Genomic DNA, 12,218 nt, shown 5'->3' with positions numbered 1-12,218 from the left:
TCCCCATGTCACGCCGAAGCTACGACCAGTACTGCGCCGTCGCCCGCGCCCTGGACGCGGTGGGGGAGCGCTGGAGCCTCCTGATCGTCCGTGAACTCCTGGGGGGCCAGCGCCGCTACACCGACCTGCACGCCGACCTGCCCGGCGTCTCCACCGACATCCTGGCCGGCCGGCTCAAGCAGCTGGAGGGCGACGGACTGGTCGTCCGGCGACGGCTGGAACGGCCGGCCAACGCGACGGTCTACGAGCTGACCGGGCGCGGACGCGAACTGGCGCCGGTCATCGAGGCACTGGGGGAGTGGGGCCTGGCCGCGCTCGGCGAGCAGCGGCCGACCGACGCGGTGCGCGAGCACTGGTTCACGCCCCGGAAGGCGGAGGACGAGGCGGCGGAGGACGAGGCGGCGGCGGTCGCGGGTTAGCGCTCTCCCGGCGGTGGCGGCGGTCGCGGGTTGACGGCCCCGGCGGTGGCACGGGCGGGGGCGGCGGCAAGGCCCCCGTCGCCGGCCGCCGCCCCGTGGCCCCAGGATGGCGCGGGCCGATAAACGAACGGTCGGCGCCCGATGAGCGCCGAGGTCAGGGCCCTCGCCGCGGACGGCCGCGGCCCCGCGCGTACGATCGTCTGATCGCGAAAGCCGTCCCAGGAAAGCGGAGGTCGCCTCCCGTGCCCGCCACCAGCCGCAGCTACGCCAGCTATGTCGCCGTCGGCGACTCCTTCACCGAGGGCATGTGCGACGACCTGCTGCCCGACGGCCACTACCGGGGCTGGGCCGACCGGGTCGCCTCGGCGCTGGCCGGCGAGCACCCCGACGGGGAGTTCCGCTACGCCAACCTCGCCGTCCGCGGCAAGCTCATCGGCCAGATCCACGACGAGCAGCTCGCCCCGGCCGCCGCCATGGGCGCCGAACTCGTCACCCTGGCCGGCGGCCTCAACGACGTGCTGCGCCCCGGCTGCGACATCGACCGGGTCGAGCGGCTGCTCGGCCGCTGCGCCACCGACCTGCGCGCCTCCGGCGCCACCGTCGTCCTGTTCACCAGCACGGACCCGACCCGCCGGATGGCGGGCGGCGCGCGGCTGCTGCCCACCATCCTGCGGATGAAGGCGTTCGTGCAGGAGCTCGGCGCCAGGGAGGGCATCGCGGTCGTCGACCTCTTCTCGGCGCCCTGCTTCGACGACCGTCGGCTGTGGGCCGAGGACCGGCTGCACCTGTCGCCGGAGGGCCACCGGCGGGTCGCCGAGGGCGTCCTGGAGGCGCTCGGCCGCCCCGCCGCCTTCGACTGGCGGGCCCCGCTGCCCCCCGTCGCCCCGCCCGGCCGCGCCGAGCGCCTGCGCGCCGACGCCCGCTGGCTGGGCACCCACCTCGGCCCGTGGATCGGCCGCCGGCTGACCGGCCGCTCCTCCGGCGACGGCCGCCCGCCGAAGCGGGCGGAGCTGCTGCCCTACTCCTGACCGTCGGCGGGCTGTGGCTGTGGCTGCGGCTGCGGCTCCTGCTCCTGCTCCTGCTCCTGATCTTGCTGAGGCTGAGGCTGGGGCTCCAGGACCAGGCTCGCCATCGGGGCGTGCGTGGTCCAGCCGAGCGCGGTGTAGAGCGACTGCCCCTCCGGGGTGCCGACCAGCACGCCGGTGCGCGCGCCCCGCTCGTACGCGGCGGACTGCAGCGTTCGCATCACCAGGACGCCCAGGCCCCGGCGGCGGAACTCCGGCGCGGTGGTGATCTGGTCCGGGACGGCCACGGAGCCGGCCAGGCCCGCCTGGCCGCGCGCGGCCTGGTGCCCGGCCCTGGTGCGCACCAGCACCCGGAGGACCCCGCCGCGTTCCCAGGTGGTCACGGTGTAGCCGGCCGGGGGCTCGGGCCGCTCGGCGGTCAGCGGGGTGCTCATCAGGAAGCCCGGCAGGTCCAGCCGCCACTCCGGGCCCAGCCAGGGGCGTACGGTCCCGTCCTCGGCGAACAGCTTCAGCCAGGTGGTCGGCGCGGTGACGGTCGCGGCGAGGGCGCGGACCTCGGCCTCGGTCGGCTCCGGCAGGACGTGCCGGCCCACCTCGTGGACGGGCGCGCCGACGTCGATGCTCCAGCCCCAGGGCCGGTCCACCGGATCGGCGGAGCCGCGCGAGACGGACCAGCCCGAGATCCAGAGCCGGACCAGCTCCCGGACGTCCGGCCGCCGGTCGGTGTGCTGCTCGACGTCCGGTCCGGCGTACTGCTCGGTGCGCTGCACGGAGCCCCCCTGTCATGTAATAGTCTCTGGCTGCTTTCGTACCTTACCCGCCCTGAGGGGGCTCTGCCCAGTAGGATTTCCCGGGTCCACGGCGCCGCTCCGGCGCCCAGCAGCTGGAAGGACCCCGGAACGTGCGCGAGACCGAGTCGCCGCAGGACCCCTCGGCGGCCGAGCCGACCCCGCTCCAGTCCGACTGCGGCAGCTGCTTCGGGCTCTGCTGCGCCGCCCTGCCGTTCGTGGCCGGCAACGACTTCGCGGTGAACAAGGCCGCCGGCAGCCCCTGCCGCAACCTGCGGACCGACTTCACCTGCGGCATCCACACCCGGCTCCGCGACCAGGGCTTCCGGGGCTGCACCGTCTACGACTGCTACGGCGCCGGGCAGCGGGTCTCCCAGGTGACCTTCGGCGGTCGCAGTTGGCGCGAGGAGCCCGACACCGCCGGGCCGATGTTCCAGGTCTTCCCGGTCGTCCGGCAGCTGCACGAACTGCTCCGCCACCTCACCGAGGCACTCACCTTCGCCCCCGCCGCCGCCCTCCACGACGAGCTGCGGCAGGCCCTGGCGGAGACCGACCGGCTGGCCGGCGGCACCCCCGAGGAGATCCTTGCCGTCGACGTCCCGGCCCACCGGCAGCGGGTCAGCGACCTCCTGCTGCGGGCCGGCGAACTCGTCCGCGCCGCCGTCCCGCGCCGCCGGGAGCACCGCGGCGCCGACTTCTTCGGCGCCCGACTGCGCGGCGCCGACCTGCGGGGCGCCAACCTGCGCGGGGCCCTGCTGGTCGCCGCCGACCTCTCCGGCGCCGACCTGCGCCTCGCCGACCTGATCGGCGCCGACCTGCGCGACACCGACCTGGCCGGCGCGGACCTCAGCACGGCGCTCTACCTCACCCAGCCCCAGCTCGACGCGGCCCGCGGCGACGCCGCCACCCGCCTGCCGGCCGCCCTCGTCCGCCCCGCCCACTGGCCCGCCACGGCGGCGCCGGACCGCTCGGGCCGGTCGGCTCAGACGGCCCGGGCGGCGAAGCCCCGGTCCGGGGCCGGCACGTCCGACGGCCGCCCGCCCCGGGGCCGTCGCCGCTAGATCCGCTCTACCGGATCCGCTCCGGGGTTCACTGCCCGACCCGGCCGTCGACGCACTCGCGCAGCAGGTCGGCGTGGCCGCAGTGCCGGGCGTACTCGTCGATGCGGTGCACCAGCAGCTCGCGGATCGCGACCCCGCCCCGGCCGACCCGTTCGCCCAGGTCGGGGAACGCGGCCAGGGCGGCGTCGGTGGTCGCCTGCTCGCGCTCCAGGTCCCGGAACGAGGCCTCCACCACGGCCTGTTCGGGCAGCGCCCCGTCGAAGTCCGCGTCCCGCTCGCCGTACAGCCTCGGCAGCGGTTCGTCCTTGCTGAGCCAGTTCCGCCAGTCCCGCTCCACCGAGGCCAGGTGCCGGACCAGGCCGAGCAGCGACATCGTCGACGGCGGTACGGAGCGCCGGGCCAGCTGTTCGGCGTCCAGGCCCGCGCACTTCATCCGCAGGGTCAGCCGGTAGTTCGTCAGACAGTCCTCCAGGGCGCCCAGTTCGCCGTCGGGGCTCGGGCCTTCGCTGTTGCGGGGGTCGTCGTCAGGGTCGGCCCACATGTCGGGGTAGACGGTCGCTTCGGTCCATCGCACGGGTTGCTGTTCCATGCCGTGCATGCTGGTGTGCAACCACCGGTTTCCGCCAGCGAGTTACCGCCGTCCCCGCGCGGGAGGTCGGCGGGCCCGACTTCCCGTGCGGCGAGCGGTTCGGTCAGCGGCCGGCCGATGGCCGGTCAGTGGCCGGTCAGTGCTCGGTCAGCAGCCGGGCGCGCAGGCGGTCGGCCTGGGCGCGGTCGATCCCGAGGGTGCCGGTGAGGTAGGCCCCGACGGAGCCGTGCCGGGCGGTGAGGTCGGCGAGGGTGAGGCGGATGACGGCCTCCGGGGCGCGGCCGTAGCCGGGCCAGCGCAGGGTGCGGCCGGGGTGGGCGGCGTGCCAGTCGGCGACCAGGTGCGGGGTGGCGAGCTCGGTGAGGGCGAAGTCGGCGGCGATGTCGTCCTCGCCGACGCCGAGCAGGGTGAGCAGCAGGGCGGCGATCAGCCCGGTGCGGTCCTTGCCGGAGGCGCAGTGGAAGACCACCGGGGCCTCGGCGTCGGCGATCACGGCGAGGACCTGGCGGATCTCCTTCACGCCGTCCTCGGCGACCTCGGCGAAGCGGTCCGCGAGGTAGCGCCACGGGTCGAGGTCCGGGTCGATCTCGGCCTGGTCGTAAGGGCGGTGCTCGATCGACAGGTTGTGGTACTCGACACCGTCGAGCTCGGGCACCCGGCCCTTGGCGGCGATCTCCCAGGGGTAGCGCAGGTCGATCACGGTCCGGACGCCGAGGGAGCGCAGCCGCTCCAGGTCGGCGGGCGAGGTGAGCTTGCCGAGGGAGTCGGAGCGGTAGAGCAGGCCCCACCGTACGGACCGGCCCCCGGCGGCCGGGAGGCCGCCCAGGTCGCGGAAGTTGTGCAGGGCTTCGAAGGTGTGGTGACGCGTCGTCATGCGCGGCACCCTAACCGGTGGCGCCGGAGCCGGTGGCGGGGGTGGGGCCGGTGGCAGGGGTCGGGCCCGAGCCGGGGGTCGGGCCGTAGCCGTGGGCGAGCAGGTCGAAGGCGCGGGTGGCGTCGCCGGCCGCCTCGGCGTGCAGGTCGTCGGCGGTCCGGCCGTCCTGGATGCGGCGCCAGTTGTGCAGGGCGAGGACGCGCTGGGTGGCGGTGGCCTGGGCGGCGAGCAGCGGGGCGGTCAGGGTGCGGGGCCCGGGGAGGTCGGGGACCTCGTGCAGGGCGTCGGCCAGCGAGCGTTCGGCGCGGGCCACGTACTCGCCGACCCGGGCACCGAGGCTGGGTGTGCCCTGGACGAGGGCGGTGAAGGCGAGCACCGCGGGGTGGTCGTTGAGGCCGGTGACGGGGTCGCGCCGGGTGAGGCCGGCCAGGAAGTCCCGGAGCAGGGCGTCGAGCACCGGCTCGCCGGGGAGCCGGGTGCGGACGACCTCCGCAGCCTGGTCCTGGTGGTCGGCGAAGCGGTGGACGACCAGGTCCTCCTTGCTGGGGAAGTAGGAGAACAGGGTCGGCTTGGAGACCTCGGCGGCCGCCGCGACGTCCGCCACCGACACCCGGTCGAAGCCGTGTTCCAGGAAGAGCGCGATGGCCGCCTCGGAGATGGCCCGCCGGGTCCGCTCCTTCTTGAGTTCGCGCAGCCCGGTCATGCCCCTGCCCCGGTCATGCCCCTGTGCCGTTCTGCCCGCGTCGCCTGCCCATGCGGTTCAGGCTAGCAGCGCGCTTGACCGGGGAAGGTTTCTGACCGGGTCGCCCGGGCGGGCCGTGTCGTCCGAGTCGCCCGGGCGGTGCGCCGGGGCCCTCAGGAGTTGATCGAGTCCATGATCCGGCGGACCGACTCCACCACCGGGGCGCCCGCCGTGACCAGCGAGGCGACGCCGGAGATGTTCCGCAGCGCCCGCCGCAGGACGGACGGCGACGGCGGGGTGCCGGTGCCGTCGCCGATGGCCTCCAGCGACTCGTCCAGCACCTCGCGGTCCTCGGCCGGCACCTGCCCGCGCAGGGCGGCGACGGCGGTGACGAGTTCGCGCATCGCGGCCTGGGGGTCGGCCGGGGCCTGGTGCTTGACGATGCCGATGTTGTGGTCGCCGTGCTGGGTGACGGAGTCGCCGAAGTGGATGTTGCCGCTCATCAACCGACCTGCTTCCCGATGTTGTGGTCCCCGTACTGGTTGATCCGGTCACCGATGTGGACGTTCTCGACCTGGAGGGCGAACTCGGCCTGGGGGTTGTCGATCGCCTCCATGATCATCTGGATCAGTCGGCCGATCTGCTGCGGGTCGTGGCTCGTCACGGCGGTCGTCGCCGCGTTGGAGGTCTCGATGACCAGCTTGTACAGCGCCCGCTGCCGCAGCCGGGTGACCAGCCGGTACACGAAGTAGGCGAGGCCCGCGAGCAGCAGGACGTTGGGCACGACCGACGCCGCCGTCGAATCGGGCGAGTTCTTGAGGATCGCGCTCAGGGCGACGCTGGCGAACGTCAGTCCGATCACCTGCCGGACGAACCGGATGACCGTCCGGGTGCGCTTGGGCGGCCACCAGACCAGCTGCCGCGCCCGGGCTATGTGCTGGAGCGGGTAGGCGTCGCCGCCGACCCACAGCACCCGCCGGCTCACGCTGACGTCGATCACGTTCCGTGCCAAGACCGTTCCCCCTGCCCGTAGTGGCGGGAGAACCATAGCAACAGCCTCCGACAGGCGGACGGTGACGGTTGATCAAGGTCCGGTCAAGATCCGGGCCGCCGGGCGGTGACCTCGATGCCGACGGGCGGTGACCTCGATCTCGATCCGCATCCGGGGGTCGGCGAGGCCGCACACCTGCATCGTGGCGGCCGGCCGGACCCCGCCGAAGCAGCGGCGCAGGACCGGCCAGCAGGGCTCGAAGTCGGCCCGCTCGGGCAGCAGGTAGCGCACCCGCACGACGTCGGCGAAGCCGCAGCCCGCCTCGGCCAGCACGGCCCCGATGGTGCGCAGGCACTGCTCGGCCTGCTCCACCACGTCCTCGGAGATGGTCATCGCGGCGTAGTCGAAGCCCGTCGTCCCGGACACGTGCACCCAGTCGCCGTCCACCACGGCGCGGGCGTAGCCGATCCGCTCCTCGAAGGTCGAACCGCTGAGGATCGCGCGTCGCTCTGTCATGCCGGAAACGCTAGGTGGCCTGCGGGGATACGTCCAAGACTCCGGAGGGGATGGTCTGATATCCCTGGAGGTATGGAGCGCCCCGAACTCCCCCTGCCGCAGCTGCACGCCTTCGTCGTGCTCGCCGAGGAACTGCACTTCGGCCACGCCGCCGCCCGGCTCGGCATCGCCCAGCCGCCGCTGAGCCAGCAGATCCGGCGGCTGGAGGACAGGGTCGGCCACCCGCTGTTCCGCCGCGACCCCGGCGGCGTCCGCCTGACCCCGGCCGGCCGCGAACTGCTGCCCGCCGCACGGCGGGCGCTGGCCGGCCTGGCGGACGGACTGGCCGCCGCCCGCGCCGTCGGCCGCGGCGAGGCCGGCCGGCTGCGGATCGGCTTCTCCGCCTCCCTCGCCCTGACCGTCCTGCCGGGCCTGCTGGACGCCTTCCGGCGGGACTGCCCCGCCGTGCGCCTGGACCTGCGCGAGATGACCAGCGCGCCGCAGACCGCCGCCCTGCACGAGCGGGCCATCGACGTCGGCCTGCTGCGCGAGCCCCCGGCGGACGAGCCCGACCTGCGCTTCCGCACGGTCCTCAGCGAGCCGTTCGTGGCCGTGCTCCCGGCGGCCCACCCGCTGGCCGGCCGACGGACCGTCCCGCTCGACCGGCTGGCGGGCGAGCCGTTCGTCCTGCTGCCCAGGGCGGAGGGGCCGCAGCTGTACGACCGGATCACCGGCCTGTGCGCCGAAGCCGGCTTCCTGCCCCGGATCGCCCAGCACGCGGTGGAGTGGCAGACGGTGTGCGCGCTGGTCGGGGCCGGGCTGGGCGTCTCGCTGGCCCCGGCGGGCATCCGCCGGATCCGGCTGCGCGGCGTCGCCTTCCGCCGGATCGAGCCCGCCACCGCCCGGACCAGGGTCGCCGTCGCCTGGCGCGCCGACGACCCCGACCCGCTGGTGGGCCGCTTCCTCGCGGCCGTCGACGAGGTCGTGGCGAGCGGGGCGTCCTAGGGGCGCTGGTGTCCGAGGGGCGCTAGACGCTGCGGTCGGCGAGCACCTCGCGGACGACGTGGCGGGCGTTGGCCGTCAGGCCCGGGTCGGTGTGCCGGTAGTACGGGATCGTCACCAGGGCGATGGAGAAGGCCCAGGCCCGGCCGCGGGCCCACATCGCGTCGTCGGTGCGCAGGGCGGCGCGGAAGACGGGGCGGGCGGCTGCGGGCAGCAGGTTCCAGGCGGCGATCAGGTCGGCGGTGGGGTCGCCGACGCCCATCAGGGCGAAGTCGATGACGGCGGCGAGCCGGCCGGTCCGGGCGAGCAGGAGGTTGCCCGGGGTGAGGTCGCCGTGCATCCAGACCGGCGGTCCGGCGTACTCGGGCAGCCGAAGTGCCTTGTCCCACAGGGCGGTCGCGGCGGCGGCGTCGATCGATCCGGCGAGCTGGGCGATGGCGGCGCGGGTCGCGCCGTCCCGGGAGGCGAGCGGGACGCTGCGATGGCCGGCCGGGGCGTTCGTCGGATTGACCGCGCGCAGGGCGTTGACGAAGGCGGCCAGGTCGCGGGCCAGTCCGGCGGGCGCGGCGAGGGCGCCGACGGCCGGGTTGACGCCGTCGATCCAGCGCAGCACCGACCAGTCCCACGGGTAGCCGGCGGCGGGCCGGCCGATCGCGAGCGGGGCGGGTATCGGCAGCGGGAGCCGCGGTGCCAGCGTGGGCAGCCACTGGTGCTCCCGGCGGACGTCCCCGGCCGCCCACTCCACCCGGGGCAGCCGGACGGCGAGTTCGGGCCCGAGGCGGAACATCGCGTTGTCCGTTCCGACCGGGCCGGCCGGCGTGATCGCGAGGCGTTCCCACTGCGGGAACTGGGCGGCGATCAGCCGCCTCACCAGGGCCGCGTCGGCCACCGGCTCGTCGGGGTGCATCCGGGTGGCTGCGCACATGCCCGGCAGCGTACAGCGCCGATCGTTTCCGTTCAGCAGTATTCGCCAACTGGACGGACCGGCGGGCCCTTCACGCGCCCGGCGGCCTGTGCCCGGGCGCCCGCGCCGGGCCGTCCGCTCACGCCGGGGTGACCCTGACCCGGACGCCGATCGTGCCGCCCTTGCCGAACCGCAGCACGTTCGCGGTCAGCGCGATCGCGCACAGCAGCCCGTACTTGCGCCGCAGCAGCTTGCGGTAGGCGGGCGCCCGGTCCGGGTCGAGGGCGGCGGTGGCCGGCACCTGGGTGCCGAGCAGGTTGCCGCGGATGTCGCTCGGCCCGACCAGTACGTCCGTGCGGTTGCGCAGGCGCTTGACCTTGCCGGTCTTCGTCACGGTGGTGAAGACCAGCGCGTCGCCGTCCCGCGCGACCCAGACCGGGGTGGCGACCGGGGTGCCGTTCTTCCGGTAGGTGGTGAACAGCAGGTACTTGGCGGCAGCGAGCCGCTCCAGTTCGGCGGCAGCATCCAGAGTGTCCATGCCCGCCAGCCTAGGAAGCGGCAACTGGGCATCGCTCAAGCCTCGTTGGGGCCGTCCCCGGCCCGCGCCACGCCCGGCGGCCCCGGGTGCGGCCGGGCGTCGTCGTCGGTACCTGCCAGAATGCAGGGCGTACGGCGAAAGCACTGATGGAGAAGGTGACCGGCTTCGTGACCACGACAGTCGAACAGGCGGCCCGGCAGGCCCAGCAGGCGATCGAACGCAAGATCGCCGAGGAACTGGGCGTCCGCGAGGGGCAGGTGAAGGCTGCCGTCGACCTGCTCGACGGCGGTGCGACCGTGCCCTTCGTCGCCCGCTACCGCAAGGAGGTCACCGGCTCCCTCGACGACGCCCAGCTGCGCGGCCTGGAGGAGCGGCTGCGCTACCTGCGCGAACTGGAGGAGCGCCGGGCGGCCGTCCTGGAGTCGATCGACTCCCAGGGCAAGCTGGACGACGCGCTGCGCGCCCGGGTGCTGGCCGCCGACTCCAAGGCCCGGCTGGAGGACATCTACCTGCCGTTCAAGCCGAAGCGGCGGACGAAGGCGCAGATCGCCCGCGAGGCCGGGCTGGAGCCGCTGGCCGACTCCCTGCTCGCGGACCCGTCGCAGGACCCGGCCGCGCTCGCCGGCGGCTATCTCAACGAGTCGGTGGCGGACGGCGCGGCGGCCCTGGAGGGCGCCCGGGCGATCCTGGTGGAGCGCTTCGGCGAGGACGCCGACCTGGTCGGCACGCTGCGCGAGCGGATGTGGACCCGGGGCCGCGTGGTCGCCACCGTCCGTGCGGGCAAGGAGCAGGACGGCGCCAAGTTCGCCGACTACTTCGACTTCTCCGAGCCGTACACCAAGCTCCCCTCGCACCGCATCCTGGCGATGCTGCGCGGTGAGAAGGAGGAGGTGCTCGACCTCGAACTGTCGCCCTTCGACGGCGACTCCGAGGGCGACCTGCCCGGCGGCAGCGACTACGAGCAGCGGATCGCCGCCCGCTTCGGCATCGCCGACCGCGGCCGCCCGGCCGACAAGTGGCTCGGCGACACCGTCCGCTGGGCCTGGCGCACCCGGATCCTGGTCCGGCTGGGCATCGACCTGCGGGGCCGGCTGCGCGCGGAGGCGGAGGAGGAGGCGGTGCGCGTGTTCGCCGCCAACCTGCGCGACCTGCTGCTCGCGGCCCCGGCCGGCACCCGCGCCACGATGGGTCTGGACCCGGGCTTCCGCACCGGTGTGAAGGTCGCCGTGGTGGACGCCACCGGCAAGGTCGTCGCGTACGACACGATCTACCCGCACCAGCCCGCCAACAAGTGGGACGCGGCGCTGAACACCCTGGCCGCGCTGGCGAAGAAGTACGACGTCGACCTGGTGGCGATCGGCAACGGCACCGCCTCGCGGGAGACCGACAAGCTCGCCGAGGACCTGATCAAGCGCCACCCCGAGCTGAAGCTCACCAAGGCGATGGTCAGCGAGGCCGGGGCCTCGGTCTACTCGGCCTCGGCGTTCGCCTCGCAGGAGTTGCCAGAGCTGGACGTGTCGATCCGCGGCGCGGTCTCGATCGCCCGCCGCCTCCAGGACCCGCTGGCCGAGCTGGTCAAGATCGACCCGAAGTCGATCGGGGTCGGCCAGTACCAGCACGACCTGAGCGAGGTGAAGCTCTCCCGCTCGCTGGACGCCGTGGTCGAGGACTGCGTCAACGCCGTCGGGGTGGACGTCAACACGGCCTCGGCGCCGCTGCTCACCCGGGTCTCCGGCGTCACCGGCACGCTCGCCGACAACATCGTCGCCCACCGCGACGCCAACGGCCCGTTCCGCACCCGCCGGCAGCTCAAGGACGTCGCCCGGCTCGGCCCCAAGGCCTTCGAGCAGTGCGCGGGCTTCCTGCGCATCCCCGACGGGGACGACCCGCTGGACGCCTCCAGCGTGCACCCCGAGGCCTACCCGGTGGTGCGCCGCATCCTCGCCGCGACCGGCGGGGAGCTGCGCGGGCTTATCGGCAACGGCGCGGCGCTGCGGGCGTTGCGGCCCGGCGACTTCGCCGACGACAAGTTCGGTGTGCCGACCGTCACCGACATCCTCGGCGAGCTGGACAAGCCCGGCCGCGACCCGCGCCCGGCCTTCCGTACCGCGGTCTTCAAGGAGGGCGTCGACAAGATCGGCGACCTGGAGGTCGGCATGGTGCTGGAGGGCGTGGTCACCAATGTCGCCGCCTTCGGCGCCTTCGTGGACGTGGGCGTGCACCAGGACGGCCTGGTGCACGTCTCGGCGCTGTCCAGGACCTTCGTCAAGGACCCGCGCGAGGTGGTCAAGCCGGGCGACATCGTGAAGGTCCGGGTGCTCACGGTGGACGTGCCGCGCAAGCGGATCGGGCTCACCCTGCGGCTGGACGACGAGGTCGGGGGGCGAGCGCGCGGCGACCGGGGTGACCGGGGCGGCGAGCGCGGTGGCGAGCGCGGTGGAGAGCGGGGCGGCGACCGGCAGGCCCGCCCGCCGCGCCAGGAGCGTCGCGGCGGCGGCCAGGGCGGCCAGGGCGGACGCGGTGGTCAGAGCGGCCAAGGCGGCCAGGGCGGCTCCGGTGGCGGCGCGGCGCCGGCCAACAGTGCCATGGCGGACGCGCTGCGCCGGGCCGGCCTGACCGGTGGCGACGGCGGCGGCTCCGGCGGCCGCCGCTCCGGGCGGCGCTGACCGGGGACGGGAGTACGACGGCGGGGGCGGGGGGGCCCCCCGGCCCCCGCCCCCCCCGGGGGGCGGGGCGGCGCCCCCGCGTGCACACCCCACCCCACCCGCGGCGCGCGCCGCGGCCCGGCGGGGCGTGGCCGGTGGGATCGCAGATCCCCACCGAGCACGAACTGGCCGAGCGGCTCCAGGT

Annotated in this window: 13 protein-coding genes and 1 pseudogene; 5 read left to right on the top strand and 9 right to left on the bottom strand. The window is 74.9% G+C overall.

Annotated features, from left to right (window positions below; translation table 11 throughout):
- Nucleotides 1-5 precede the first annotated feature (5 nt).
- Both ACFQ6N_RS21365 and ACFQ6N_RS21360 read left to right on the top strand, forming a co-directional pair.
- Nucleotides 6-359, top strand: a pseudogene (locus tag ACFQ6N_RS21365) (winged helix-turn-helix transcriptional regulator); the annotation flags it as partial.
- A gap of 302 nt (nucleotides 360-661) precedes the next feature.
- Complete coding sequence (locus tag ACFQ6N_RS21360; RefSeq protein ID WP_380651105.1) at nucleotides 662-1,447, top strand: SGNH/GDSL hydrolase family protein; 786 nt, start codon at nucleotides 662-664, stop codon at nucleotides 1,445-1,447.
- Here the strand turns inward: ACFQ6N_RS21360 and ACFQ6N_RS21355 are convergent.
- Nucleotides 1,438-2,214: a GNAT family N-acetyltransferase gene (locus tag ACFQ6N_RS21355; RefSeq protein ID WP_380651102.1), complete on the bottom strand. Its 777-nt coding sequence runs from the start codon at nucleotides 2,212-2,214 to the stop codon at nucleotides 1,438-1,440. The two genes, ACFQ6N_RS21360 and ACFQ6N_RS21355, sit on opposite strands and share 10 nt — an antisense overlap.
- Nucleotides 2,215-2,345: 131 nt before the next feature.
- Between ACFQ6N_RS21355 and ACFQ6N_RS21350 the strand changes: the two genes are divergently transcribed.
- Nucleotides 2,346-3,293, top strand: a complete 948-nt coding sequence (locus ACFQ6N_RS21350; protein ID WP_380651099.1) for a pentapeptide repeat-containing protein — start codon at nucleotides 2,346-2,348, stop codon at nucleotides 3,291-3,293.
- 28 nt (nucleotides 3,294-3,321) lie between these two features.
- On the opposite strand, the gene ACFQ6N_RS21345 is transcribed toward ACFQ6N_RS21350, so the two are convergent.
- The 6 genes from ACFQ6N_RS21345 to ACFQ6N_RS21320 form a co-directional block, all read right to left on the bottom strand.
- On the bottom strand, nucleotides 3,322-3,882 hold the full coding sequence (locus ACFQ6N_RS21345) for a DinB family protein (RefSeq protein WP_380651096.1): 561 nt from the start codon (nucleotides 3,880-3,882) through the stop codon (nucleotides 3,322-3,324).
- A gap of 136 nt (nucleotides 3,883-4,018) precedes the next feature.
- Nucleotides 4,019-4,756 carry a tyrosine-protein phosphatase gene (locus ACFQ6N_RS21340; protein ID WP_380651093.1) on the bottom strand — a complete coding sequence of 246 codons (738 nt, stop codon included), beginning with the start codon at nucleotides 4,754-4,756 and terminating at the stop codon, nucleotides 4,019-4,021.
- Between the two features lie 10 nt (nucleotides 4,757-4,766).
- Nucleotides 4,767-5,459, bottom strand: coding sequence for a TetR/AcrR family transcriptional regulator (locus ACFQ6N_RS21335; protein WP_380651090.1), 693 nt, complete (start codon nucleotides 5,457-5,459; stop codon nucleotides 4,767-4,769).
- A 152-nt stretch (nucleotides 5,460-5,611) separates the two neighbouring features.
- Nucleotides 5,612-5,941, bottom strand: a complete 330-nt coding sequence (locus tag ACFQ6N_RS21330) for a hypothetical protein (protein WP_380651087.1) — start codon at nucleotides 5,939-5,941, stop codon at nucleotides 5,612-5,614.
- Complete coding sequence (locus tag ACFQ6N_RS21325) at nucleotides 5,941-6,450, bottom strand: DUF6232 family protein (protein ID WP_380651084.1); 510 nt, start codon at nucleotides 6,448-6,450, stop codon at nucleotides 5,941-5,943. Before ACFQ6N_RS21325 ends, ACFQ6N_RS21330 begins: the two co-directional genes overlap by 1 nt.
- Nucleotides 6,451-6,522: 72 nt before the next feature.
- Complete coding sequence (locus tag ACFQ6N_RS21320; protein ID WP_380651081.1) at nucleotides 6,523-6,945, bottom strand: RidA family protein; 423 nt, start codon at nucleotides 6,943-6,945, stop codon at nucleotides 6,523-6,525.
- Between the two features lie 72 nt (nucleotides 6,946-7,017).
- On the opposite strand from ACFQ6N_RS21320, the gene ACFQ6N_RS21315 reads away from it, so the two are divergent.
- Nucleotides 7,018-7,929 (top strand): LysR family transcriptional regulator, encoded by a 912-nt coding sequence (locus ACFQ6N_RS21315; protein WP_380651078.1) that lies wholly within the window; start codon nucleotides 7,018-7,020, stop codon nucleotides 7,927-7,929.
- Between the two features lie 22 nt (nucleotides 7,930-7,951).
- On the opposite strand, the gene ACFQ6N_RS21310 is transcribed toward ACFQ6N_RS21315, so the two are convergent.
- Together ACFQ6N_RS21310 and ACFQ6N_RS21305 are read right to left on the bottom strand one after the other, a co-directional pair.
- The gene (locus ACFQ6N_RS21310) at nucleotides 7,952-8,851 is read right to left on the bottom strand and encodes an aminoglycoside phosphotransferase family protein (RefSeq protein ID WP_380651075.1); all 900 of its coding nucleotides are present in this window, start codon (nucleotides 8,849-8,851) and stop codon (nucleotides 7,952-7,954) included.
- A gap of 118 nt (nucleotides 8,852-8,969) precedes the next feature.
- Nucleotides 8,970-9,368 carry a PPOX class F420-dependent oxidoreductase gene (locus ACFQ6N_RS21305; RefSeq protein ID WP_380651072.1) on the bottom strand — a complete coding sequence of 133 codons (399 nt, stop codon included), beginning with the start codon at nucleotides 9,366-9,368 and terminating at the stop codon, nucleotides 8,970-8,972.
- A gap of 146 nt (nucleotides 9,369-9,514) precedes the next feature.
- Between ACFQ6N_RS21305 and ACFQ6N_RS21300 the strand changes: the two genes are divergently transcribed.
- Nucleotides 9,515-12,034, top strand: coding sequence for a Tex family protein (locus ACFQ6N_RS21300; RefSeq protein WP_380651068.1), 2,520 nt, complete (start codon nucleotides 9,515-9,517; stop codon nucleotides 12,032-12,034).
- The last annotated feature ends 184 nt before the right edge of the window (nucleotides 12,035-12,218 follow it).

Source organism: Kitasatospora sp. NPDC056446, assembly GCF_042796115.1.
GTDB lineage: Bacteria > Actinomycetota > Actinomycetes > Streptomycetales > Streptomycetaceae > Kitasatospora.
The sequence above is the reverse complement of the archived record's forward strand: the minus strand, read 5'-3'. Positions and strand labels throughout refer to the sequence as shown.